The organism is Streptomyces sp. NPDC092369, assembly GCF_044755245.1.
In the GTDB taxonomy this organism is placed as follows: domain Bacteria; phylum Actinomycetota; class Actinomycetes; order Streptomycetales; family Streptomycetaceae; genus Streptomyces.
In genome coordinates, this window is record NZ_JBIVQP010000001.1 from 183,747 (window position 1) to 208,758 (window position 25,012).

The 25,012-nt window shown below is 70.5% G+C and carries 20 protein-coding genes; 11 read left to right on the top strand and 9 right to left on the bottom strand.

All coding sequences use genetic code 11. From position 1 onward, the window contains the following. Positions 1-17: 17 nt before the first annotated feature. The 4 genes from ACIQI8_RS00850 to ACIQI8_RS00865 form a co-directional block, all read right to left on the bottom strand. Positions 18-3,224, bottom strand: coding sequence for a TIM-barrel domain-containing protein (locus tag ACIQI8_RS00850; protein ID WP_402342953.1), 3,207 nt, complete (start codon positions 3,222-3,224; stop codon positions 18-20). A 310-nt stretch (positions 3,225-3,534) separates the two neighbouring features. Continuing rightward, a complete protein-coding gene (locus ACIQI8_RS00855; RefSeq protein ID WP_402342956.1) occupies positions 3,535-5,136 on the bottom strand; it encodes a flavin-containing monooxygenase in 1,602 nt (533 codons plus the stop codon). Between the two features lies 1 nt (position 5,137). Next, complete coding sequence (locus tag ACIQI8_RS00860) at positions 5,138-5,602, bottom strand: cupin domain-containing protein (protein WP_402342959.1); 465 nt, start codon at positions 5,600-5,602, stop codon at positions 5,138-5,140. 143 nt (positions 5,603-5,745) lie between these two features. Then, on the bottom strand, positions 5,746-6,510 hold the full coding sequence (locus tag ACIQI8_RS00865; protein ID WP_402342962.1) for an IclR family transcriptional regulator: 765 nt from the start codon (positions 6,508-6,510) through the stop codon (positions 5,746-5,748). An 86-nt stretch (positions 6,511-6,596) separates the two neighbouring features. Here ACIQI8_RS00865 and ACIQI8_RS00870 point away from each other — a divergent pair, with 86 nt between their 5' ends. Genes ACIQI8_RS00870 through ACIQI8_RS00885 form a run of 4 tightly spaced genes read left to right on the top strand, consistent with a single transcriptional unit; the run spans position 6,597 to position 9,689 of the window. Further along, positions 6,597-7,379, top strand: a complete 783-nt coding sequence (locus tag ACIQI8_RS00870) for an SDR family oxidoreductase (protein WP_402342965.1) — start codon at positions 6,597-6,599, stop codon at positions 7,377-7,379. After that, positions 7,379-7,882 carry a cupin domain-containing protein gene (locus ACIQI8_RS00875; RefSeq protein ID WP_402342968.1) on the top strand — a complete coding sequence of 168 codons (504 nt, stop codon included), beginning with the start codon at positions 7,379-7,381 and terminating at the stop codon, positions 7,880-7,882. Before ACIQI8_RS00870 ends, ACIQI8_RS00875 begins: the two co-directional genes overlap by 1 nt. Beyond that, on the top strand, positions 7,879-8,757 hold the full coding sequence (locus ACIQI8_RS00880) for an alpha/beta fold hydrolase (RefSeq protein WP_402342971.1): 879 nt from the start codon (positions 7,879-7,881) through the stop codon (positions 8,755-8,757). Before ACIQI8_RS00875 ends, ACIQI8_RS00880 begins: the two co-directional genes overlap by 4 nt. Then, a complete protein-coding gene (locus tag ACIQI8_RS00885; protein ID WP_402342974.1) occupies positions 8,754-9,689 on the top strand; it encodes a 2,3-dihydroxyphenylpropionate 1,2-dioxygenase in 936 nt (311 codons plus the stop codon). The genes ACIQI8_RS00880 and ACIQI8_RS00885 overlap by 4 nt, the downstream gene beginning before the upstream one ends. Positions 9,690-9,748: 59 nt before the next feature. On the opposite strand, the gene ACIQI8_RS00890 is transcribed toward ACIQI8_RS00885, so the two are convergent. From ACIQI8_RS00890 to ACIQI8_RS00900, 3 genes are all read right to left on the bottom strand, one after another. Beyond that, entirely contained in the window at positions 9,749-10,654 is a 906-nt protein-coding gene (locus tag ACIQI8_RS00890; RefSeq protein WP_402342977.1) for a TIGR03620 family F420-dependent LLM class oxidoreductase, read from the bottom strand. Positions 10,655-10,750: 96 nt separating this feature from the next. Further along, the gene (locus tag ACIQI8_RS00895) at positions 10,751-11,821 is read right to left on the bottom strand and encodes an AraC family transcriptional regulator (RefSeq protein WP_402342980.1); all 1,071 of its coding nucleotides are present in this window, start codon (positions 11,819-11,821) and stop codon (positions 10,751-10,753) included. A gap of 79 nt (positions 11,822-11,900) precedes the next feature. Further along, positions 11,901-12,536, bottom strand: coding sequence for a TetR/AcrR family transcriptional regulator (locus ACIQI8_RS00900; RefSeq protein WP_402342983.1), 636 nt, complete (start codon positions 12,534-12,536; stop codon positions 11,901-11,903). 236 nt (positions 12,537-12,772) lie between these two features. Here ACIQI8_RS00900 and ACIQI8_RS00905 point away from each other — a divergent pair, with 236 nt between their 5' ends. Genes ACIQI8_RS00905 through ACIQI8_RS00925 form a run of 5 tightly spaced genes read left to right on the top strand, consistent with a single transcriptional unit; the run spans position 12,773 to position 18,928 of the window. Then, the gene (locus tag ACIQI8_RS00905) at positions 12,773-13,927 is read left to right on the top strand and encodes a VOC family protein (RefSeq protein WP_402342986.1); all 1,155 of its coding nucleotides are present in this window, start codon (positions 12,773-12,775) and stop codon (positions 13,925-13,927) included. A 41-nt stretch (positions 13,928-13,968) separates the two neighbouring features. Further along, entirely contained in the window at positions 13,969-14,907 is a 939-nt protein-coding gene (locus ACIQI8_RS00910; protein WP_402342989.1) for a fumarylacetoacetate hydrolase family protein, read from the top strand. A gap of 33 nt (positions 14,908-14,940) precedes the next feature. Next, positions 14,941-16,587, top strand: coding sequence for a bifunctional 3-(3-hydroxy-phenyl)propionate/3-hydroxycinnamic acid hydroxylase (locus ACIQI8_RS00915; RefSeq protein ID WP_402342992.1), 1,647 nt, complete (start codon positions 14,941-14,943; stop codon positions 16,585-16,587). Beyond that, on the top strand, positions 16,584-18,581 hold the full coding sequence (locus ACIQI8_RS00920; protein WP_402342995.1) for an acetoacetate--CoA ligase: 1,998 nt from the start codon (positions 16,584-16,586) through the stop codon (positions 18,579-18,581). The genes ACIQI8_RS00915 and ACIQI8_RS00920 overlap by 4 nt, the downstream gene beginning before the upstream one ends. Beyond that, entirely contained in the window at positions 18,578-18,928 is a 351-nt protein-coding gene (locus tag ACIQI8_RS00925) for a DoxX family protein (protein ID WP_402342998.1), read from the top strand. Before ACIQI8_RS00920 ends, ACIQI8_RS00925 begins: the two co-directional genes overlap by 4 nt. 13 nt (positions 18,929-18,941) lie before the next feature. On the opposite strand, the gene ACIQI8_RS00930 is transcribed toward ACIQI8_RS00925, so the two are convergent. Next, positions 18,942-20,876, bottom strand: coding sequence for a PASTA domain-containing protein (locus ACIQI8_RS00930; protein ID WP_402343001.1), 1,935 nt, complete (start codon positions 20,874-20,876; stop codon positions 18,942-18,944). Positions 20,877-21,131: 255 nt separating this feature from the next. On the opposite strand from ACIQI8_RS00930, the gene ACIQI8_RS00935 reads away from it, so the two are divergent. Beyond that, positions 21,132-22,139, top strand: coding sequence for an alpha/beta fold hydrolase (locus ACIQI8_RS00935; RefSeq protein WP_402343004.1), 1,008 nt, complete (start codon positions 21,132-21,134; stop codon positions 22,137-22,139). A 43-nt stretch (positions 22,140-22,182) separates the two neighbouring features. Here the strand turns inward: ACIQI8_RS00935 and ACIQI8_RS00940 are convergent, their stop codons facing one another. Continuing rightward, on the bottom strand, positions 22,183-23,184 hold the full coding sequence (locus ACIQI8_RS00940) for a LacI family DNA-binding transcriptional regulator (protein ID WP_402343007.1): 1,002 nt from the start codon (positions 23,182-23,184) through the stop codon (positions 22,183-22,185). A gap of 317 nt (positions 23,185-23,501) precedes the next feature. On the opposite strand from ACIQI8_RS00940, the gene ACIQI8_RS00945 reads away from it, so the two are divergent. Then, entirely contained in the window at positions 23,502-24,839 is a 1,338-nt protein-coding gene (locus ACIQI8_RS00945) for an ABC transporter substrate-binding protein (RefSeq protein WP_402343010.1), read from the top strand. The last annotated feature ends 173 nt before the right edge of the window (positions 24,840-25,012 follow it).

A 25,012-nucleotide genomic window follows, 5' to 3' on the forward strand; every position in this document is an offset into this window, starting at 1 on the left:
GTCCGATCGGGTGGTGGTCAGCCGTACGTCACGATGATCGGCGTGCGCACACTGCGCGCCGGGAGCGTGAGAGTCAGCGTGTGGGTCGTGCTGTCGAAGTGGTAGGCGTGAGGGGACAGTTGGGTCCTCCCCACTCGGACGGTGCTCGGGGCGGTGGCGCCGAGCAGGGTGACGGTCCACTGACGGGCCCTGACCTGACCGTGGAAGGACCCGGTCGCGGGGTCGATCGTCAGCGTGCTCCGGGAGCCGTTCTCCCGGTACCGGATCCTGGTGACGGCGCTGTGGCCGCGCCCGGCGGTGGTGCCGTCGTCCTCGTAGAGGGCGTACGAGCCGGAGGCGCCCGCGGCGACGGTGAGAGTGACCTTGGTGAGCGGGGCCTTGTCGTGGGCGGTGACGTCGGTCGTGCGGGTCGGGACGACGGCACCGGCCCGCACGAACACCGGCATGGTGTCGAGACCCGTCGTGACGTTCTGGGTGGTGCCGCCGGTGTAGGTCCTGCCGGTGAAGTAGTCGGTCCACTGGCTGCCGGGCGGGAACCACACCGAGGTCGTGGCCGTGGTGCCCGGCGTGGTGACCGGGGCGACGAGCATGTCCGGTCCGTAGAAGTACTCGCTGCCCGACGTGGCGTACGCCTGGGACTCGTCGGGATACTCCAGGTACATCGGGCGGGTGACCGGGACGCCGGTCGTGGCGGCCTGCTGCGCCAGGGAGTAGGTGTAAGGCACCAGGTTCTCGCGCAGGTTGAGGAACTTGTCCGCGGAGGCCCGGGCCGCGGTGCCGTACTGCCAGGGCAGCCGGTCGCTGTGGTTGCTGTGCAGGCGGTCGATGGGCTGGAAGGTGCCGAGCTGCACCCAGCGGGCGTACATGTCGTCGGGAAGTTTGTGCGTGGTGCGGGTCGTGCCGTCGGAGGTGTAGGTCTCCGAACCGGTCAGGTTGGTGGTGTCGTTGTGGCCGCCGATGTCGTGGCTGATCGCCGACATGCCGGTGGCGGCCGCCTCGCCGGGCGTGTAGCCGACCTCGGCCTTCAGGGTGCCCCAGGTGGAGGCGGTGTCGCCGGTGAAGTGGACGGTGGTGCGCTTGTCGGCCCACGGACCGGTGGGCAGCCCCTGCTGGCCGCTGTAGCCGCCCGCCTGGAGCGACCCGTAGGCGCGGGAGACGACGAATCCGCGGCCGATGGTCTTGTCGGCGTCCCTGGCGTACTGCTGGTTGATCCACGCGTCGGGAGTGACACCGGGCAGCGAGGACTGGGAGTTGTCGCAGCACCAGTCCGGCCACCAGAAGTCGTTGCCCTGCTGATCCATCGTCTGGTGCAGGTCCATGTACGCCTTCAGCTGGTCGGGATCACCCCAGTCGAAGGTGTAGCAGTCCCCGGGACCGGCGTTCGCGGCCGGGGCGCAACCGCCCTTGCGCAGCTTGCCCTTGGCGGTGGCCTGAGCCTGGGCGAACTGCGGGTCCCCGCTGAGGATGCTGGGGTGGGTGTTGAGCGTGTTGTGCAGACCCTGCGCGGCGGACCAGTCGAAGAAGCCCTTCGGATCGGGGAACTTGGTCCGGTCGATCTCCCAACCGCTCCACGTGTTGGGCGACTTGAAGTCGGTGTCGGTCACCAGCACGTCCAGCGGGACGCCCTCGGCGCGGAAGGCGGGCAGGATCCGGTCCCGGTAGTCGGCGGCGGTGCGGTCGATGTACTCCGAGTACCAGACGCCGTAGGCCCATTCGGGAAGCAGCTCGGGCGGCCCGGTCAGGGTGGCCAGGTCGGACAGGGCCCGCTTGTAGTCGTGGCCGTAGCCGAAGACGTACCCGTCCTGGTAGGGCGTGCCTCCGCGCGCGGGCCGTTGGGTGACCTGGCGGGTGCCGGTGTCGTACAGGGCGGAGGAGGTGTCGTCGAGCAGGTACCAGCCGTCCTTGTACAGCAGGCCGGGAGTGGTGACGGGAGCCCCGTTGTCGCCGTTGAGACCGTCGAGACTGCGCCGGTAGCCGCCCAGCGCGAGGTGGGGTTGCGGGGCCGGCGCGCCGGTCGCTGTGACGGAGACCGTGTCGAGGTTGACGTGGCAACTCGTCGCGTCCGGGCAGCCGATGGCGATGTCATTGGACCCGGCCTTGAGGGTGACGGGGACCGAGGCGGTCGCCCAGGTGTCCCAACTCCCCGTGACGGGCAGCGACAGGGTCTGGGCGGCGCCCGCGGAGGACACGGTGGCGGTACGGGTCTGGTAGAGCCCGTCGCCGCCACGGGCGTTGGCGTAGCGCACCTGTACCGCGTAGGTGCCGTCCGCCGGTACGCCGACCACATGGGCCGACACGCCTGTCCCCTGGTTCAGTTCGCCCAGGAAGGCGCTGCCGGAGTAGCCCGCGTGGTCGGTGGCCACGACCGCCGAGCCCGAGACACGGTCGGCCTCCGCCTCGCAGCTCACCCCGAACCGGCAGTCCGTGATCGCGGTCGTGGACGTCGGGGGAAAGGCGCCGCCCTGGTCGACCACAGCCACGCTGTCGATGTTGACGTTGCCCGAGTCCGCGGCGCTCCTCGTGAGCGAGAGGGTGTGGTGACCGGCGCCGAGCTGCACCACGCTGCGCGCCAGACCCCATGCGTCCCAACTCCCGGTCGAGGGCAGGCTCACCGACCGGTTCGCGCCGCCGTCCACCGACAGCGTCAGGCTGCGCGTCACGTTCTGGCCGTCGCCGCCGACGGAGTTGGCGTACCGGACGTCGAACTCGTACGTCCCCGACGCGGCGACATCGATGTCCGCGGACAGGGAGCTGCCCGTCCCCTCGAACCCGGCCAGAAACCCGGAGCCCGTGTAGCCGGCGTGATCCGAGGCGACGCCGACCCCGCTATGGGATGTCTGCTCCGCCTCGCACAGGGCGCCCGTGCCGCAGGTGAGCCGCTGCCAGGGCGCCGCGTCGACCGGCGCCCCGCCGGACGCCGGCCGCACGGACAGGTTCCGGGCGTCGAAGGGCCCTGAACCGACCTGGTACTTGAGGGTGAGCGCACTCGTCCTGATGGTCAGCCAGCCGTCGGCCGTGTTCGTGGTGTACGAGGTCGGAGGGAACGCGCCGCGGCCGATGGCATTGAACGTGGCGCTGTCCGTGAACTTCCCGTCCTGGGCGTACTCGGTACGGATCAGGGTCGGGGAGAGCACCTGGAAACGCGCGTTGCCGGACGTCACCGATGAACTCCGTTGACCCATCGGCCCGTTGCCCGCCGCCTCACCGGTTCCGGTCACGACCATGGCGGCCAGGCTGCTGACGAGGGCGACAGCCGTGACACGTCTTCGCAGGAAGCGCGTCGCGCGTAACGATGATCTTCTTCTCATGGACAGCTCCGTCCTGAAGCGGGCCTGTCGGCCCGTGGTGAAGGTGTGCCGGTCCCCGTGCGCGCCTGGTGGAATGTGACTCGGTACGACATCGTTGTCAAGCCTCTGCGTTCACATCCGTGGGCCCCCGCGCACACGTCCGCCCCGGCACACGTGACGCTCTCGTGCATGCCAGGGCGGACGGAGGCAACTGCGGGGCGGGCGCTGACTGTTCACCTGCCGTGTCTCAGCCTTGCGACGAGGTCCTCGTCATGCTCTCCGGCGACGTACTCGCCGGCGCCGGATCCCGTGTCGTACCGCCGGTGTCGGACAGCAGGCGAAGGCGTGGTCGGTCCCGCTCTCCGGGCTCGACCGGCGCCAGGCGCTTGAGCAGGATCGGGGTCAGCCGTCGGTACGCGGCCGGATCGACCGGGCCGAGCCAGTGCGCCGCGCGAATGAGCGGGTTGATGTCGAGGTCGAGGTCACTCAGCACTTCGTCGGCGTTGTGCATGGAGAACGGGATGATCTTGGTGCCCCGGCAGTGATGTGTGTCGGTGGCGACGTCCATGAAGGCCAGTTGCTCGACGACCGCGTGCCTCATGGTCTCGGTGTCGGGTGTCTCCACCGCGCCGGCGAGGTCGGCGGCGATCCACAGCGCGGCGATCTCCGCGTTGAGCGGGCTGAAGAAAGAGGAGTTGTAGCCGTTGAAGTACAGGCCGGGAATCCCGAGGGGCAGGATCTGGCGGTAGAGCATGAAGTTGCCGCGCTCGTCGAGCAGTTGGACGCGCACCTCTTCGGGCAGGAACGGGACGCCCTGGGTGAAGCCGGTGGCGCAGACGATCAGGTCGGCGGGCAGCACCGTGCCGTCGGACAGGCGGGCTGCGGGTTCGCCGTCCACGACGAGGAGTTCCTCGATGGTGCGGTCCCGGTGGACGGTGATGTCGCCTGCCGTGACGGCCTCGAAGAATCCCTCGGTCGCGAGCCCGATGGCGCCGCGCACGATGTCCTCCATCGCTCCCTCGGGAATCAAGTCGAGCCGCTTGAGGCCGAGTTGCCGTATGGACACCGTGCCGATGGAGTTGATCATCCGGCGGCGCAGGCCGTTGCCGGGGCCGTGCAGGAACCGTTCGAGGCCGCGCGGGCGGATGTAGCGGAACAGCGCTTCGCCGAGCCGGGTGAGCAGGAGCATCTTGAAGTTCAGGCGGCCGCCGATCCTGCGCGGGACCTTCCACAGCAGTTGCCGCGCGATCACGTCGGTCCGGGTGGCGACGGCGCTGATCGGCACCGCCACGTCGCAGGCCGATTTGCCGTAGCCGACGACGAGGACGTTGCGGTCGCGGGCCTGCTCGGCGTCGTGGAACTCGGTGCCCGCGCACACCTGGCCGCCGGCCGCGCCGAACTCCGCCAGTCCGTCGAACGTCGGCACGGCCGGCTCGCAGAACACCCCATTGGCGACGACGAGTTGATCGTAGGTCTCCGTGGTGCGGGTGCCTGTGGCGTCCCGGTACTCGACGCTCCAGGCACCGTCGTCGGTCGGCCCGGCCGAGGTCACCTCGGTGTTCAGGCGCAGTGCCGCTTCGAGTCCGAAGTGCGCGGTGTAGTCGGCGAGGTAGGACTGGATCTGCGCGCCGTCGGGCCATTCCGGGAAATCCGGGGGCATGGGGAAGTCGGAGAACGAGTACTGCGCCTTCGGGCTCTGCGTCGTGACTCCCGGATAGCGGCGCGTGCGGCTCCACACGCCGCCCACGTCCGGGGCCTTCTCGAACACGTCGATCCGGTGCCCGGCCTGCGTGAGCACCTTCGCGGTGACCAGGCCCGCGACTCCGGCACCGATGATGGCGATCCTCATGTCACGCGACCTCGGGCGGCAGTTGGAGCTCGATGCCGAAGTCGGCCATGATCTTCTTCATCACTCCGATGTCCTTCGGTCCCGGCGGCATCTCCGCGAGCGCCCGGTAGTAGCCCTCCAGGCCGGCGGGCGAGACGACGGAGATGACGCGCGACTCCTGCGGGTAGGGGTTGCGGAAGGCGTGGACCACATCGCGCGGCAGGTACAGGTAGTCGCCGTGTTCGAGGACGAAGTCCTTGCCGCCGAGGTGCACGTCGAGCCGTCCGGCCAGGCAGATGAAGGACTCGTCCTCACGCGTGTGTACATGGGGCGGCGGCCCGTCGGTCTCCGGCGGGACGGTGTACTCGAACAGCGAGTACGCGTCGCGCGTCGCCGCACCGTCCGCCTTCAGCGTGATGCCCAGCCCGATCGCCGCGATCCTGTGCCCCTCGCGGGAGGGCAGCATGTAGCCACCGCCTAGAGTCACCGTCGTCTCCTTCCGGTCGCCACCGCGGCCGTCCGACCGCGGCGCTGGTCCGCTCGGCTCAGCGTCGGTTCGCGGCGGTCCGTGCGCAATGGACCCGTCCCACCCGCTGGGACTTTTTCAAGGACGGGTGCCTGTGGACGCGTTCAACGACGCGTGCTGTAGGCCCGGGAGGCGGCAGCGGCGGCGAGCCGCACCGCGGGCCCGGCTCGGTCGGCGCGGACCAGGGCGGTGGGCCCGGTGACGGAGAGGGCAGCGGCGACGTCGCCGTCCGGGCCGAAGATCGGGGCGGCGACGCAGCTCACGCCGATGTTGCCCTCTTCGCGTTCCACCGCCCAGCCCCTGGCCGGTACGGCGGTCAGCTCTCGGATGACGGCCTCCTTGGAGGTCAGCGTGCGCGGGTTGCGCGGCGGCATGCCGGCGTCGAGCACGGCGTCGATGGTCGCGGTCTCGCTGTAGGCGAGGATGGCCCGGCCCAGCGCCGAGCAGTACGCCGGGACGATCCCGCCGACCTGGGACAGCATCGGCATGGGGCGGTGCCCGGTGATCTTCTCGACGACCAGGATCTGCGCGCCGTCCAGAACGCCGAGCTGCACGGTGTTCCTGGTCGCGCTGTGCAGGTCCTGCAGATAGGGCAGCACGGCCTCGCGCAGTTCGAGCCGGATCGGGGCCAGGCTCGCGATCTCGAACAGCCGGTTGCCGATCCGGTAGTGGCCCTGGGGTTTGTCCAGCCAGCCGAGCCGGATCATCCGGTCCGCGGTGCGGTGCGTGGTCGACCGGGGCAGTCCGCAGCGGGCCACGAGCGCGGACAGGGTCAGCTCGCGGTGCGCCGCGTCGAAGGCGCCGAGGATCGCCGCCGCGCGCTCCAGGCCCGAGGTCTCGGCCCTGCCGTCCCGCGCAGTGGGACTCATCCCTTGTTCCCCGGGGGTCATGCCGGTCACGCTAAGGCCGTCCCCGCCCGGCGGACAAGGCGAGGACTCGGGAGGATGCCACCATCATGCGGACAGCACTGGTCGGCGGCGGTGCCGGCGGTATCGGCCACGCGATCGCCGAGCGCCTGGCTGGTTCGGGCGACCGAGTGGTGATCACCGGTCGGCGCGCCGACACCCTCGAAGCCGCGACCGCGCGACTGAGCGACACCGTGGGCGGCGGCGCGGTTCGCGAGGTGCACGCCCTGGTGAGCGACATGGCCGATCCGGCCTCGGCCGCGGCGGCGATGGAAGTGGTCGACGACCGATACGGCGGTCTCGACGTCCTCGTGCTCAACGCTGGTGGCCCCCCGCCCGGAGGGATCCTCGACCTCGACGACACGCGGTGGCGGGAGGCGTCCGAACTGTTGTTGCTCGGCCCGCTGCGGTGGGCACGCCTCGCGATGCCGGGCATGGCGAAGCGGGGCTTGGGGCGGGTGGTGTTCGTGACGTCCACCGCGGTGCGCCAGCCCCAGCCCGACCTCGCCGCGTCCGTGGTGCTGCGCTCCGCGGTCACGGCCGCGGCCAAGCTGCTCTCCCTGGAGTTCGCGGCCGCGGGCGTCACCGTCAACTGCGTTGCTCCCGGCGCCACTTCGACCGAACGGCGCACGCAGATCCTGGCCAACCGGGCACGCGCGGCACACCGCGGCCTCGACGAACTCGACGCGCAGGACCTCGCGCACATTCCGGCCGGACGCGCCGCGCGGCCGGCGGAGATCGCCGCCGCCGTGGCGTTCCTGGCCTCCGACGACGCGGCGTACATCAACGGGACCGTACTCACGGTCGACGGCGGAAGGACGGAGACGATCTGATGGCGACATCGGGATCCCGCTTCACCATGGCCGATTTCCTCGGCTCGCTCCACGACACCGTGCGGCCCGGCACGGCACGGCCGGTCGTCGTGCACGCCGACGAGCTCGCACCCCTGCCCGCCGACCAGGTGCACAATCCGACCGTGCTGGCGATCGCCGGTCTGCTGCCGACGGCCACCTTCGAACTCTTCCGGCAGACGATTCCGCCGGGCCTCAGCTCGGACATGCAGCGCCATCACCACGAGACGGTGCACTTCGTCATCAGCGGGAGCGGCCACAGCGAGATCGAGGACGACACCGAACCCTGGTCCGCAGGCGACTTCATCTACACCCCGCCCTGGACCTGGCACCGCCACTACAACGACTCGGAGACCGAGCCGGTCGAGTTCCTGACCATCGAGAACTCCCGCCTGCTGAACCTGCTGGGCGTCGGCCGTCGGCAGAGCGCGGGCCTGGCCACGGTCGCCGAAGCCCGCGCACGGTTCAAGGAGGAGCAGGCATGAGCCCGTTGCCCGCCCACATCGGCATCTGGGGCGAACTCGCAGACGTACCGCACGAGTTGCGCTTCGTCGATGTCGCCGGCGTCCGCACCCGCGTCCTGCGCGCGGGCGCCGGCCCCGAGTTGATCCTGCTGCACGGCACCGGCGGACATCTGGAGGCCTACGCCCGGGACATCGCCGGACTCGCCGCCGACTTCCGCGTCACCGCCTACGACATGGTCGGCCACGGCTGGTCCGACCTGCCGGACCGGCCGTACACGATCGACGTGCTCTCCGACCACCTCATCGGCCTGATGGACGCGCTCGGGATCGGCGTGGCGCACCTGTCCGGCGAGTCGCTCGGAGGATGGGTGACCGCGTGGACGGCGGCGTACCACCCCGAGCGCGTCGAGCGACTCGTGCTCAACACCCCCGGGAACATCGCCAACAAGCCCGACGTGATGGTGCGCATGCGCGAGAGCACCCTGGCCGCCGTCCGGGACCCGAGCGACGAAACCGTGCGCCGCCGCGTCGAGTTCCTCTTCCACGACACCTCGATGGTCACCGACGAGTTGGTGAACCTGCGACGCGCGGTCTACGGCCGCCCCGGCTTCCTGCGCGCGATCGAGAACACGCTGGTGCTCCAGGACCCCGAGATCCGCAAGGAGTTCGCCTGGGATCCGGAATGGGTCGGCCGGATCACCGCGCCCACCCTCCTCCTGTGGACCGACCACGACCCGACCGGCGGACTCGACGAGGCGGCGATGCTGCAGAGCTGGCTGCCCGACGCGCGCCTGCACGTGATCGAGGGCGCGGGCCACTGGCCGCAGTGGGAGAAGCCGTCCGAATTCCTGCGCGCCCACCGCGACTTCCTGCTGCTCGGCAAGGACCCGGTATGAGCGAGATCGTCGGCCTGGTCGCCCTGTCCCACTCCCCGTTCGCCACCTTGCTGCCGCCCGACGGCCCCGAACAGCCCGGTGGCCGGTTCCTCGCCGAGGCCGCCCGCCTCTCCCGGACGGTGGCGCGGCTCGCGCCCGACGCGGTCGTGGTCATCGGCCCCGACCACTTCCACGCGAACTTCTACGACGCGATGCCGCCGTTCCTCATCGGCGTCGAACAGGCCGTCGGATTCGGTGACTTCGACAGTCGGGCGGGCGCTCTGCCCGTGGCCGGCGAACTGGCCTGGTCGGTGTACGACGGGCTCACCCGCGAGGGCTTCGACCTGTCGCTGTCCTACTCCCTGACCGTCGACCACGGACTCGTGCAGAGCTACGAGATGGTCTGCGGCGGCACAGACATCCCGATGGTCCCGCTCGTGGTGAACACCGCCGCTCCCCCGCTGCCGACCATGGAACGCTGCATCGCCTTCGGCCGGGCACTCGGCGACACCCTTCGTGACAGCGGCGGCGCCGGCCGGGTGCTGGTCATCGCGAGCGGCGGGCTCTCCCACTGGCTGCCCAGCAACGACCCCCGCGATCCGGCGATGGCCGAGGACCGCCGGCACTCGGTGATCCACGGCCGCGAGGACGCCCGCGCCTTCGCGGCCGCGCGCGAGCCCCGGGTGCGGGCGATGGGCGGCGACCCGCACGCCCACGTCAACAGCGCCTGGGACCGCTGGTTCCTCAAGCAGTTGGGGACTGGAGAACTTGAACCGGTCACCGCGCTCGGCGACGGGGGGCTGGAGGAACAGGCGGGCAGCGGCGGCCACGAGATCCGCACCTGGCTGATCGGACAGGCGGCTGTGCGGGCACCGCTGGTGTGGACCGCGTACGAGCCGGTACCGGAATGGATCACCGGCATGGGGCTCGGCGCGACCTTCGAAGTGCACTGACGCATCCGAGAGGGTCAGCGCCTGGTCCTGACCGTCCCGGCCGACTTCCGCACTCCCCGTCATACGCCGACAAGGGCGGGAGCCAGCTCCCGCCACGGCTCGGTCGGAACGTCGAAGGGGGACTCCATCAGGACCTGGACGCAGACATGGTCGGCCCCGGCGGCCAGATACTCGCGCACGCGGCCGAGGATCGCCGCTTCGTCGCCCCACGCGATGAGGGCGTCGGCCAGTCTGTCGGAGCCGCCGCGGACGAGGTCCTTGTCGTCGAAGCCGGCCCGCAGCCAGTTGTTGCGGTAGTTCGGCAGGCCCGTGTAGATCTCCAGGTGGGCGTGGGCCCGGCGCAGCGCGGTCTCGCGGTCCTTTGTGAGTACGGCGCCCATCTCGACGGCCACCAGCTTGTCCGGTCCCAGAGCCGCCCGTACCTCGGCGGTCTGTTCCGGTGTCACCAGGTACGGGTGGCTGCCGTCCGCGAGTTCGCGGGTCACCTCCAGCATCCGGGGGCCGAGTGCGGCGACCAGCACGGGAGGGCGTGGCGCGTCGGCCTCCGCGGCGAGGAAGGCCGCGCCCGCCATCGCCGTGAGGTACTCGCGCATGGCGGCGACGGGTTTGGCGTACGTGCCCCCGCGCACCCGCTCGACCAGGGCCCGGTGGCTGACGCCGAGCCCGAGAACGAACCGTCCACCGTGGGCCGCGGCCAGGGTGCGGGACGCGGCGTTGGCCGCGACCGCGTCACGTGCCCAGATGTTGGCGATGCCGGTCGCCACGCGCATGCGTCCGGTGGCGGCGAGCAGCAGCCCGGCCTGGGTGAAGGCCTCCCGGCCGTAGGCCTCGCCGAACCACAGGGTGCCCCACCCCTGGGCCTCCAGTTCGGCGGCGATCTGCCCGGCCGCCGCCGGAGACACCGCGTCCAGGCTCCCGGTCCAGATCCCCACGCGTCCGAGTCCCGCTGCTACGGCCACTGTCATGCTCCGCCTCTCCGGATTCGATGCCCTTACCGTACGAGTCCGGCCGGGGTGGATGCCGTGACCGTGCCGCTCAAGGTCGTTGACCCGGACGTTCGGTCAGTCGCCGGGCTGATAGGAGCGGGGGGCCGAGCCGGTCCAGCGTCTGAAAGCACGGTGGAACGCGCTCGGCTCGGAGAATCCCAACTGCCGTGAGAGGTCCTCGATGGAGACGGTGCCCGCGGCCAGCGCCGCGATGGCGACATCGCGGCGCAGTTGGTCGCGGATCCGCTGGAAGGAGGTGCCCTCTGCCGCCAGTCGGCGGCGCAGGGTCTGCGCGCTCGTCGCCAGCCGTGCCGCGACCTCCTGTGGGTCGGGCATCCGGTCCGGCAGCGACTGTCCTAGCAGTCGGCGCACCTGAGCGGCGGCGGTGCTGCCGTAGTCCAGTCGGGCGAGTACGTCGTCGGGGGCGCGGCGCAGGAAGGTGTTCAGCCCGGCCTCGTCCTGGAGCACCGGTCGGTCGAGGACCGCGCGGTCGAAGACGAGGGCGGTGCGGGGGGCCAGGAAGGTGCACGGAGCGCCGTAGAGCAGGTCGTACTCCAGGGCGTGCGGCGGGGCCGGGTGGTGGAACTCCACGCGGGTGAGGTTGATCCGTCGGCGGATCAGCCAGCCCGCGAAGCGGTGGGCGACGACGGTGGCGGATTCGGCGAGGTAGTGATCGGGGTCGTCGAAGCCGGTGAAGTCGAAGACGAGCCGTACCTCGTCGGTCTCGGCCTCTGGCCCCAGCTCACTTGTTTTCTCCTCCAGTTGGAAGCGGGGCCCGCCGGGGAACAGTCCGTAGAAGGTGCTGCCGCGGTCCAGGGCGGTCCGCAGATCGGGGCTGCAGTGCACCACGGCGTGGCACATCATCGCGAAGGTGCCCACCTTGAGGGGGTGTGGCCCCAGGCCCTGCAACTCGTCGTCGAGTGCCTGCCACACCGCTTTGGTGAGCCGGGCGTACTGCCGCGGCGACACCCGGGCGAGCGGGACATCGAGGAGTCCCGGCGGGATGGCCGCCCGTTCGAGGAGCGCGGTGATGTCCACGCCGCGCCGTTCGGCTCCGCGCAGTGAGGCCCGCACGTGGTGGATGGCGACCGAGCGGGCGGGCGCGCCGTAGGCGGGAGGCGCGTCGCCCTCGGGGGGTGCGGACATGACCGCCGATCGTACGGGACACAGGGGGCAGCGGCGGTGAGCGGGGAGCGCGACGTCATGAACGGCGTCAGGTTCCCCGTCAGTCCACGTCGGGCAGCGGGGAACGGGCGACGTCGTGGGCGTCCCCCGGCGGCAGGCCCAGCATGCGCAGCAGCAGCTCGGCCAGGTTCGAGGCCGTCTCGTCGCCGTCGAGATCCGGGCGGGCGAAGCGCAGTTCCAGCAGTGCCAGCAGGGAGCCGCCCAGGACGGTCACCGCTGCCGTCGGGTCGGTGATGGTGAAGCGGCCGGAGGCGATGCCGACCTCCAGATCGCGCACGGCGCGGGGGGCCAGGCCCGAGCCGGAATGGAGGTGGCCGAGGCCGCGGCGGCGCAGGATCTGCATCATCTCGGGCCGGGAGTCGGCCAGGCGCGCGCTGAGCCGGAAGCCCGCCGCCACCAGTTCCGCCGGGTCGTCGATGCCCCGCAGATGCTGGTCGAACGCCTGGCCGAGTTCTTCGAGGGCGTCGCTCACCGCCGTGTCGAACAGTTCCGTCTTCGACTCGAAGTGGTTGTAGAAGGAGCCGAAGCCGACGTCCGCGCGCTCCGCGATCACCTGGATGCTCGCGCTGGTGTCGCCCGTCTCGGCCAGGATCTGCCGGGCCGCCCTGACCAGGGCCTGACGGGTCTCGGCACGACGCCGTTCGAATCGGTTGCGGGGCGGGGCTGACGTCGGCATACACGCGAGTCTAGCAACGGTCACCACGACGCCACAGTTCTGATGAACCGGTCAGTTCCCCGGTTCACTTAGGTGTGCGTAGGGGTGCGGCCGGGTGCGGCCGGGTTCGCGCGCGGCACCGCACACCGGTCGCCCCATCTCTGACGATTCCATCAGATCACTCGGCTCAGCTCTTGACGACTGAAGAGTCAAAGTTGATGATTTCATCATTGCGACAATGTTGCTTGGAGGACACCATGTCCGAAACCCACGCCGAAGCGGTCGGCGCCAGCGACCTCGGAACGGCCCACCAGGACCTCCACAGCGAACAGGGAGCGCTGCGCGGCGAACACTCCGGGCGCCCCCGGAACCCCGTGATCAAGGTGACCGACCTCGCCTGGCTGGAGTTCCAGAAGCCCGACCTCGACCGGGCCGAGGTCTTCGCCCATGACTTCGGCTTCGCGATCGCCGCCCGCACGCCCGACGCTCTGTGGCTGCGCGGCACCTTCGCCGGCTCGCCGTGCGTGGTGATCCGCAAGGGCCGCACCAGCCGCTTCATCGGCCCCGCCTTCCGCGCGGCCGAGCGGGCCGACCTGGGCCGGCTGGCCCGCGCCACGGGAACGGAGGTACGGGACGTCGACCTCCCGGGCGGCGGCAGGGCCGTGCACCTGCTCGACCCCTCGGGCTTCCCCGTACGCGTGGTGCACTACAACGAGGACCTGCAGGCTCTGCCCGAACAGCAGCCGCTGCTCCTCAACTTCGGCACGGACCACCGCCGTACGAACGTCACGCAGCGACCGCCCCGGGAGCCGGCCCGTATCCAGCGTCTGGGCCATGTGGTGCTGGAGACAAGGGTGTTCGCCCGCGCCCTGGACTGGTACCTGGACACGCTTGGCATGATCGTGTCCGACTTCCTGTTCCTCGACGGGCAGCGCGAGCGCGGTCCGACGATGGCCTTCATCCGCTGCGACCGGGGCAGCCTGGCCGTGGACCACCACACCCTCGCGATGCACCTCGGGCCCGGCAACGGCTATGTCCACTCCGCCTACCAGGTGACCGACCTGGACGCGATCGCCGCCGGCGGCGAGTACCTCAACGAGCGCGGATACAAGCGCAGTTGGGGTGTCGGCCGGCACATCCTGGGCAGCCAGCTCTTCGACTACTGGCGCGATCCCGACCGTCTCATGGTGGAGCACTTCGCCGACGGCGACCTCTTCTCCCACGACCTGGAACCCGGCTGGGCGCCCATGTCCACCAGCGGCCTCGCCCAGTGGGGCCCGCCGGCCACCCGCGACTTCCTCGGCGCGAGCCCCTCCCCCGCACGGATCCGCGACGTGATCCAGGCCCTGCGCGGCGACAACGAGATGGACCCGGCACGCCTCCTGGGCCTCCTCAAGGCCGCCAACTCCTGACCAGGGCTCCTGACCCTCAACTCCTCGACAAAGGCACCGACATGAGCACCAACGTCCTGCGTACCGCCGACGGCTGGTGGGTGGTGCGCGACACGCGCGCCGTCCCCGTCGACACCAAGGCCCGCACCACCGCCGAACTGCTGGCCGACCGCGCCGCCGTCCGGGAAGCGGCCGGCAGCGGCGAGACGGGCACCCCCGTGGCCGACATGGTGGCCCTCTCCCCCGTCACCACCCCCTGCCGGGTGGTCGCCCAGATGGTCAACTACCGCAGCCACGCCCGCGATTCGGGCTTCACCGGCGACATCCCGGCCACCTTCTTCCGCAAGGCGTCCGGCTCGGTCAGCGGCCCGCACGACACCGTCGTCCGGCCCTCCCACGTGAAGTTCCTCGACTACGAGGTCGAACTCGGCCTGGTCATGGGCGCGCCACTGCCCGTCGGCACCGTCGTCGAGGAACGCGACCTGCCGTCGTACGTCGCCGGGCTCGTCGTCACCAACGACGTCAGCGCCCGCGACGTACAGCTGACCAAGACCCAGTTCTACGAGAGCAAGTCGTATCCCACCTTCACGCCCACCGGGCCCTACCTCGCCCTGCTGGAGCCGGACGACTTCGCCCATCTCCTGGACCTGCGGCTGAAGTTGAGCGTCAACGGCGAGCTCCGTCAGGACCGCACCCTCAGCGACATGATCGTCCGACCGGCCCAGGCCCTCACCCTGCTGGCCCGGTTCCAGACCCTCGACCCCGGCGACCTGCTGCTGACCGGCACCCCCGGCGGCACGGCCCTCAAGGCCCCGCCCAAGGCGGTCGAGAAGATCGGCGTGCTGCTGCCGCCCGCCGTGAAGTGGAAGGCGTTCTTCAAGACCCAGGCCCGCAACCCGCACTACCTGCACCGAGGGGACCTGATCACCGCGGTCATCGCCACGCCGGACGGACGCATCGACCTCGGCGAACAACGCACCGAGGTGGCCGACGCGAACTGACCCACACCGACCCCGACATGAAGTGAGCCGCACGTGACTGTCGACCAAGCCGCCGGGACACCGGACACCGCCCCCGAACATCTGCCCGTGGTGATCGTCGGGGCGGGGCCTGTGGGCGTGACCGCCGCCCTCCTGCTCGCCCGTCGCGGCATCCGTACCGTCGTCCTGGAACGCCACCGGGAGGTCTATCCCCTGCCGCGCGCCGTCGCCACCGACGACGAGGTGATCAGGATCCTCCAAGCCGCCGGAGTCCACGAGGAGTTCACCGCGATCGCCCGGCCCGCCCGGGGGCTGCGGCTGCTGGATGCCCGGCACCGGGTGATGGCCGAGTTCCCGCGCGCCGCCCGCGGGGCGCACGGCTTCCCGCAGACCAGCATGTTCGACCAGCCCGAACTGGAGCGCCTGCTGCGCGACGCCCTGGCCGACACCCCCGAGGCCGAACTGCGCGGCGGGGTTGAGGTTCTCGGCGTCGCGCAGGACGGCGACGGCCCGGTGGGCGTGAGCTACCGCGACGACGAGGGCGATCACCTGCTGTGGGCGGACGCCGTCCTCGGCTGCGACGGCGCCAACAGCGTCACCCGCGACGCCATCGGCTCCGCCTGGGAGGATCTCCACTTCGAGGAACGCTGGACGGTCGTCGACGTACGCACCAGCCTCCCGGTCCGCTGCTGGGAAGGCGTCGAGCAGATCTGCGACCCGCGGCAGCCGGCCACGTTCATGCGCATCGGCGAGGACCGCTACCGATGGGAGTTCCGGCTGGAGGACGGCTCGGAGCCGGATCACGAGCGGCTGCGGGACCTGCTCGCCCCGTGGGTGGATCCGGCGGACGGCACGGACTTCGAGGTGGTGCGGCAGGCCCAGTACACCTTCCGGGCCCGTATCGCCGACCGCTGGCGCCGCGGGCGCGTCTTCCTCCTCGGCGACGCGGCCCACCTCACCCCGCCGTTCATCGGACAGGGGCTGTGCACGGGCCTGCGCGACGCCTACAACCTGACCTGGAAGCTGGCCCGGATCCTGCAACAGGGCGCCGACGAACGGCTGTTGGACACCTACGAGGCGGAACGCACTCCGCACGCCCGCCACGTGATCCGGCTCGCGGTGGCGCTGGGCTGGGCCATGACCGGAGGCCAGGGCGGCGCCGCCGCCCTCCGCCGCGGCATCCTGGGCGCGGCGGTCCGCGTCCCCGGCGTGACCTCGGCCGCCGCCCGTGACTTCAGTCCGGCACTGACCTCCGGGCCACTCGTACGACGCCGTGTCCGCCTCGGCCGACAAGGTCTCGGTCTCGGCCGGAAGGGTCTGGTGGGCGGCTTCTGCCCGCAGCCGTTCGTGACCGTCGACGGACGGCACGCCCGCCTCGACGAACTCCTCGGTGACTCCTTCGCCGTACTGACCGCCCTACCGCTCTCGCCCTCGCTGCGGGCGGTCGCCGACGGTCTCGGCGCCCGGATCGTCCCGGTGACCGGCCTCGGTGACGACAACCATCTCGCCGCCTGGCTGCGTGCGGGACGGGCGAGCGCCGTGCTGCTGCGGCCCGACCGCGTCGTGATGGACGTCGTCCCGGCCGGCGGCGACACCTTCACGGACGCCACCGCCTGGGCGTCCCTCCTGCACACCACCCGAAGTCCCCGCCCTTCCCAACGGTCCGTCGAGAAAAGCCTCTTGAGGAGCACCACGCGATGAACACGCCGTACCCGGACCCCTTCTTCACCCTCACCCCGGAGACCGCCGCGGCCAGCCGCATCGTGGACTTCGCCCGCTGGGCCGCCCGGCACCGGGGTGTGACGGCGGGCGCCGACTACGCGGCTCTGCACCACTGGTCGGTCACCGACCTGGAGGGTTTCTGGAGTGCGGTGTGGGAGTACTTCGACATCGACGCGGACACGCCGTACGAGCAGGTGCTGGCGGAGGAACGGATGCCGGGCGCCCGCTGGTTCACCGGCGCCACCCTCAACTACGCCCACCACGCCCTGCGTAACCTCGCCGACGACGACACGGCGATCCTCGCCCTCGACGAGACCGGCGTCGGCTACGAGGTGACCGGGAAGCAACTGCGCGGCCAGGTCGCCTCCGTCGCCGCCACCCTGCGCGACCTGGGCGTCGGCGCGGGCGACCGGGTCGTCGGCTACCTGCCCAACACCCCTCACGCGATCGTCGCGTTCCTCGCCGCTGCCTCCCTCGGCGCCGTGTGGTCGGTCTGCGGTCAGGACTACGCGCCCCAGGCCGCGGCCGATCGCTTCGCCCAGCTGGAACCCGCCGTACTGATCGCCGCCGACGGCTACCTGTTCAACGGCACCAGCCATGACCGCCGCGACGCCACCCTCGTACTCGCCACCGCGCTGCCGACGTTGAAGGCCACCGTGCTGGTCGACCATGTGGGTCTGCCATGGCCCGTGCGCAGCTACCCGTCGCTGATCGTCCCGTGGGAGGACGCGGTCACCCGCACGGAACAACTCGCCTGCACTTCGGTGCCGTTCGACCACCCGCTGTGGGTCGTCTTCTCCTCCGGCACCACCGGCCTGCCCAAGGGCATCGTGCACGGCCACGGCGGCGTCCTGCTCGAACACCTCAAGACCCTCGGCCTGCACTCCGACCTCGGCCCGGGCGACCGCCTCCTGTGGTACACCACCACCCACTGGATGATGTGGAACCTCGTCGCCTCCACGCTCCTGACCGGCGCCACGACGTGCACGTACGACGGCAGTCCCGCCCCCCTCACCCGCCCCGACACCCTCTGGGAACTGGCGGCCCGGCACCGTGTCACCGTCTTCGGCACGAGCCCTCAATACCTGCTGGGAATGGCCAAGTTCGGCATCGACCCGTCCCGGCACGACCTGTCGTCGATCCGGGTGGTCGGCTGCACCGGCTCCGCCCTGCCCGCCTCCGCCTACCCGTGGGTCCGCGACCACGTCGGCGCTCACGTCCTGCTCGCCTCCACCAGCGGCGGCACCGACATCGTCTCCGGCTTCGCCGGCAGCGCACCCACGACCCCGGTCTGGGCGGGGGAACTCTCCGCCCCGAACCTGGGTGTGGCACTGGCCGCGTACGACTCCGCGGGCACCCCTGTCGTCGACCAGGTCGGCGAGCTGGTCGTCACCCGTCCCATGCCGTCGATGCCGCTGTCCTTCTGGAACGACCCCGACGGCGAGCGGTACCAGGACGCCTACTTCTCGACGTATCCCGGCGTGTGGCGGCACGGTGACTGGATCACCGTCACGGGGCACAACTCGGTGATCGTGCACGGCCGTTCGGACTCCACCCTGAACCGCAACGGCGTACGCCTCGGCAGCGCCGACATCCACGACGTCGTCGAGCGCCTCCCCGCGATCGTCGAGGCGCTGGTCATCGGCGCGGAGGAACCCGAGGGCGGCTACTGGATGCCGCTGTTCGTGGTTCCCGCGGCCGGGGTGTCCCTTGACGACGCCCTCCGCGACAAGATCAAGGAAGTGATCCGGGTCGGCGTCTCGCCCCGTCACGTCCCCGACGAGATCCTCGAAGTCCCCGCCGTGCCGCACACCCGGACCGGCAAGAAGCTCGAAGTCCCCGTCAAGCGCCTCCTCCAGGGCGCCCCCGCCGAGGACGTGGTCAACCCTGCCGCGATCGACAACCCCGGCCTCATCGACTACTACGCCCGGCTGGGAGCCGACCGTCGCGGTCGCAGAGGCACCGGGGCATGAGAACGGCACAGGTCATCACCGCCGTCGTACTCGCCCTGGTCTTCCTGCCATTGGGAGTGGCGAAGATCGCCGCCGCGCGGGTCATGCGTCAGGCGGCGGCTCATCTCGGTCTGTCGGTGGGCCTCTACCGCGTCGTCGGCACGTTGGAGGTGGCCGGGGCTTGCGGGCTGCTCGTGGGACTGGTCCGGTCCCCGCTGGGCGTGGCGGCCGGGACGGGACTGACGCTGCTCATGGGTGCGGCCGCCGCGGCGCATCTGCGTCACCGGGACCCCGTGGCGCGAGCCCTGCCCGCCGTCATTCTGATGCTGGCGGCGGGGGCGAACGCCTGTCTGTCGGCGGCCTGTTGACCCTCGGCCCACATCACCTCGGAAGCGGAAGTGGCGGCAGCAACTGAGGTGTCGCCGTTTCCGTGGCACCCCCGGTGTCGCCGCCCGTCGTCGTGCCCTCGTCCGAGTCGCTGGTGTCAGGATCCTGAGTGGATAGGACCACGGTGCTCCCGGCCTCCACCTCGCTCCCCACCTGCGGGGTGCTCGATGTCACCACCGCGTCGTCCGCTTGGGAGTAGCCGGTGGCGACGGCGACCTGGAGGCTGAGTGCACCCAGTTCGTCCCGGACCTCGGCGAGGGTCTTGCCGGTGATGTCGGCGGGGATCTGCACGGTCTGCACCGCCTTGGCGACCTTGACGTCGACCGACGTGCCCGGCTCGACCTCCGCGCCCGACGCCACGCTCTGCCCGACCACGGTCCCGGACTCCGCTCCGCTCTCCACCTCGGTCGTGCCGCCCAGCTTGAGGTTCTGCTCGGCCAGCAGTTTCCTGGCCTCGTCCACGGTCGCACCGGACAGGTCGGGGACGGTGGCCTTGTCCGCCTCCCTGGCCACCCGGAGGACCACCTCGGTCCCCTTCTCGGCCCGCTCGCCTCCGCCGGGACTCTGCGTGAGGACCGTTCCCGGATCGTCCTGGGACTCGGCGTACCGCAGCTTCACGACAAAGCCCTTGTCCTCCAGGATCCGTGACGCGTCGCCCTTGTCCTTGTCCGTCACGTCCGGCACCTCGACCTTGGGCGCGCCGGTCGAGACGGTGACCGCGACCGCCTCCCCCTTGGCCAACTCCCCGTTCTCCGGGCTCTGTTCGCAGATGCGGCCCTTGGGCTGGTCGGCGCAGGGTTCCCGCTTGTCGACGGTGACCGTGAGGTCGACGTTGGCCGCCGTGCGCCGGGCCTCCTCAAGGGTCCGGCCCACCAAGTCGGGCACATCGGCCTTGCCGTCGGCGGGCGCGCCTTGCCCGAACATGAACCAGCCCAGTATCAGGGCCAGTACGAGGACGGTCGCACCCGCCGCGATCAACGGGCGGTTTCCTCTGCGGCGCCGCCGCTCCTCGTGTTCGGCATCGACATCCGGAGAGTGGTTCCCCGCCGGCGGCCCCGATCCGAGGTACGCCTCGATGTCGGCGAGCATGTCCTCGGCCGACTGATAGCGGCTCGCGGGATCCTTCTCCAGGGCGCGCAGCACGATCGCGTCCGCCTGCGGGCCGACGTCGGGGTTGTACAGGCTCGGCGGGCGCGGAGCCTCCTGGATGTGCCGGTACATGACCGACATGGGCGTCTCGCCGGTGAACGGCGGTCGCAGGGTGAGGAGTTCGTACAACAGGCAGCCGGTGGAGTACAGGTCGCACCGGGCGTCGGTCTCCCGCCCCATCGCCTGTTCCGGCGAGAGGTACAGGGCGGTGCCGATCACGGCGGACGTCTGTGTCATACCGACGTCCCGTTCGTCGCGGGCGATCCCGAAGTCCATCACCTTGACCTCTCCGGCCCAGGTCAACATCACGTTGGCGGGCTTGATGTCCCGGTGCACGATGCCGTGCCGGTGGGAGTGGTCCAGGGCCCGCAGGACCCCGGCCGTGATCTCCAGGGAGCGCTCGACGGTCGGTGAGGGCCCGGAGTACAGAGCCTCGCGCAGGGTCGTCCCGTCGACGTACTCCATGATGAGGTAGGGGAGTTGACCGCCGTAGGTCATGTCCTCGCCGGTGTCGTACACCGCCGCGATGGACGGGTGGTTGAGCGACGCGGTGGACTGCGCCTCCCGCCGGAACCGCTCCTGAAGGACCGGTTCGTGGGCCAGGTCGCCGCGCAGGGTCTTCACGGCCACGCCGCGATCGAGCCGGAGGTCGTGCGCGAGATGCACCTCGGCCATGCCGCCGGAGCCGAGGAGAAGGCGCAGCTCGTACCGGCCGCCGAGGAGGGCCACCGGGTGGCCCTGGTGGGGAATGGTCAGGTCGTCTGATTCGCCGAGGTTCACTGCGCTTCTCCACGGAGGGTCGGAAGTCGGGCCGCCGGCATGGCGCGGCGGCGAGGAGCACAGGTCCGATAATTGCACATCGCCGGGCAACTATGACCCCTTGACGTGACACCATCCTGATGTTTCCATCAACTTTGATCTAGTGGTCAATTCGAGTGCCCAGGGACGGGCACCGAAGCCCGCGCCTGCTCCGTTCGCGCGCACCGGTCCTTGGCGGGCAGCCACCCGAGCCGGATCATTCTGGAGGTCTTCGCGATGTCGACAGACGCGATTCCGTACGAATACACAGCGCCACCGGCCCGTATCCGCGCGGTGATGGACGAGGCGGTCGGCAGACTGTCCAGGGTCGACGAACTGGTGGCCGAACTACCGCAGACGCCGCCACGCGCACCCGACGAGGAGGGCGCCGAAGAGCGACTGGGAGAGGTCACCGTCACCCACCGCTTCGTCGACGCTCCCGGTGACGGCGAGAGGGTGCGCTGGCACTTCGTCGAAGCCGGCCCCTCGGACGCTCCCGTGGTCGTCCTCCTCCACGGCGTACCCGACTCCTGGTGGCAGTGGCACTACGTCCTTGAGGCCCTCGGCACCGACCACCGCTGTCTGGCCATCGACCTCAAGGGCTATGGCCAGTCGGAGAAGGGCACCGGGGACTTCCGCCAGGAAGGAGTCGCCGTCCAGCTCGAAGCCCTGCTGGACCAGCTCGGGATCGGGCGGTTCAGCCTGGTCACGCACGACCGGGGAACTCCGGTGGGAGACCACCTCGTGGCGCGGGCGGGCCACCGCGTCGTCCGCTACGGCCGGGGCCAGCAGCACCTCTGGCATCTGCACCCCGACCTGCACCCCCAGCAGGCGATGTTCACCTCGCCCGACGCTCCGGCCACCCTGGCCGATGCCCGTCGGCTCGTGGTCACCGCCTACTCCCTGCTCGCCGAGCGCGCGGTGAAGACATCGGACCTGGTCCGAACCGTGCAGGAGTTCAGCTACGACGGCATCAGCACCGCCGTCCCCCGCTACTTCAACTCCTCGTCGTTCCGCCAGGAATGGATCGAGCGGCGCACCCGCCTCATTCCCCGGTGGAAGTGCCCCGTCCTGCTGCTCCAGGGAGCGGACGACCCGCTGCAGCCCCGCGAGTTCTACACGGATCCGCACATCGCGGCGATGCTCCCGCCGGGAAGCGGCGTGCACCTCTTCGACTCCGGCCACTTCTGGCCCTTCGAAGTTCCCGAGGAGACGGTCAGCGTGCTGCGGGACTTCCTGAGGTAGCGAGGGCGCGCGCCGAACGCCGGCCGGAGGTCACCCCGGCCGGCTACGCCGACTCGCGCAGCCGCAACTCGGCCCCCACCGCCAGCTCGTCATGGCTGAGCGGACCGCTTCCGGTCAGCAGCCGGGCCGCCTGTTCGACGGCCAGGGCGCCGAGCCCGCGCGTGTCCAGGGCGACGGTCGTCAGCGGCGGTTCGACGAGCGAGCCGAGACGGAGACCGTCGAAGCCGATCACGGCGAGGTCCCGGGGGACCTCACGGCCGAGGCGGCGGGCGGCGCGCAGGGCGCCGAAGGCGATGATGTCGTTGAAGGTGAACACGGCGGTCACGTCGGGGTGAGCGGCGAGGAGTTCCCTCAGGGCGGCCTCGCCGCCCTCGACGCTCTGGTCCGCCCGGCTCACCGCGTCGGCGTCGAGTCCGCAGGCGGACATGGCGGCGTCGAACCAGTGGTGGCGGATGCTGGGCTTGGACCGCTCGGCGTGGTCGAGCATGCCGATGCGCCGGTGGCCGGCCTCGACGAGATGCCTGATCGCGGCGTGGACGCCTGCCTCGCCTTCGATCCGGATCGAGCTGAAGCGTTCGGTGCGGTGTTCGCGGTCGATGAGCACCACGGGCAGCCCTCGGGTCAGCTTGTCGATCTCGTCCTCCGGCAGGCTGAGGTAGCCGACTACGGCGTCCACCTGTGAGGCGATCACTTCGAGGGTCCCGCGCTCCTCCTCCACGCGGTCACCGGTGTCGTAGACGACGACGTGCCACTCGCGGGCCCGCGCCGCGTCCAGTGCGGCGGCGGCGACCTCGGTGAAGAAAGGGTTGAGCAGGTCGGGGATGACGAGTCCGACACTGATCGTGTCCTGGCGGACGAGACCGCGGGCGAAGCGGGACGGGCGGTATCCCAGCGCGAGGGCGGCGTCCAGGACGCGCTGCTTGGTGGAGACGCCGATCTCGTCCTTGTCGTTGAGCGCACGTGACACGGTCTGCCGGGAGACTCCGGCGCTCCGGGCCACATCGTCGATCGTGACCCTGCGGGGTCCACTCCCCGACGACGCCATCTCTCACCTCCGCTTGTTGCCGACGCACGCGCCTCGGCGGGGGCACCGAGTATGCCCCGGGCTCGAGTTGTGGTGCGACCGTGTGTACGGACGCCCGTGTCACTCCAGAGTCTTGACACTCGGTGGCACCGAAGCGCACACTCCCAATCAATTCAGAACAACTGCTCCGTTAGCGCTCCCGTTACCGCTCCCGTGAGCGCTCACGTTACCGCTCACGGTCCCTGATTCCAACAGGATTCCAACCAGAAGGCATCCGCCTGAGGTGTCAACGTCGACCCGCCTAGCACCGTCGCTAGTCGTTCTCTGGAACGGAAGATATGAGCACCACAATCACGCGTAACCGCCTCGCCGTCGTCGCCGCGGCCGCAAGCATCGCCCTGCTCGCCGGATGTTCGTCCTCCGACGACTCCTCGGACAAGTCGTCCGCGGCCTCCTGTGCGCCCGCGAAGGGCAAGGTCACCCTCCAGTACTGGAACACCGTCAACGGCATGGACAAGGTCGTCGACCTCTGGAACAAGTCGCACCCGAACATCCAGGTCCAGACGAAGAACATCTCCAACGACCAGTACGGCGCCATCGGCAACGCGCTGAAGGCCGGCAAGGCGCCGGACCTCGCCCAGGTCGGCTACGACGAGCTGCCCACCCTGCGCTCCCAGGACGCCTTCGTGGACGCCTCGGCCTGCAAGACGGCCGCCGCCGCCAAGTCGAAGTTCGTTCCGTGGACCTGGTCGCAGTCCAGCTTCGGTGACACCGGGGTGTTCGCCCTCCCGCAGGACACCGGTCCGATGGCCATGTACGTACGCACGGACCTCTTCAAGAAGTACGACGTCGCGATCCCGACGACCTGGGACGAGTACCTCACCGCCGCCCAGAAGCTGCACAAGGCGGACCCGAAGCTCACCATCACGTTCTTCGACCCGAACAACGCCGAGTGGTTCAACGGGCTCCTCTGGCAGAACAACGCCAACATGTACAGCTACTCCGGCGACAAGTGGCACGTCACCGTGGAGTCGGACAAGAGCAAGCAGGTCGCCGACTACTGGCAGAAGCTGATCTCCGACAAGCTCGTGCGCACCGACGTCGCCAACGGATCGACGCAGATGTACGCCGCCTACCAGGACAACCAGATCGCCACCCAGATCGGTGCCGCCTGGGGCTACACGGGCCTGCGGGACAACCTGCCCAAGCAGGCCGGCAAGTGGTCGATCGTGCCGATGCCGACCTGGGGAGCGGACGGTACGTCGGGTGACTGGGGCGGCTCGACCGTCGCGTTCATGAAGGGCAGCAAGCACCTCTACGAGTCGGCCGAGTTCAACAACTGGCTCAACACCGACCCCGAGGCGCTCGCGATGGAGAACGAGCTGGGCGGTCTGTACCCGGCGGCCAACGACGGCCTGAAGCTCCCGGCGCTGTCCAAGGGTGTGCCCTACTACAACAACCAGAAGATCTTCGACGTCTTCGCGGACTCGTCCAAGAAGATCGACACCGACTTCTCCTGGGGCCCCACCCAGAAGACGGTGAACCTGGCGCTGCAGGACGCGATCGCCAAGGCGGCGGGCGGTGACGGCACGCTGTCCGACGCGCTCGCGACCGCCCAGGCCGCCGCGCTGAAGTCGATGAAGGATCTGGCGATCCCGGCCACGGCGGGCAAGTGACGCAAGCATGACCGACATCGCCACCCGTCCCGCCGACGCGGTGTCATCACCGTCCGGGGGGCGGGGGGGGGGGGGGCGGGGGGGGGGGGGGGGGGCGCGCGGGGGGCGGGCGCGGGGGGGGGGGGGCGGCGCCGCGGGGGGGGGAAGGAGGTTGGAGTTGGTGGGCGCGGCCG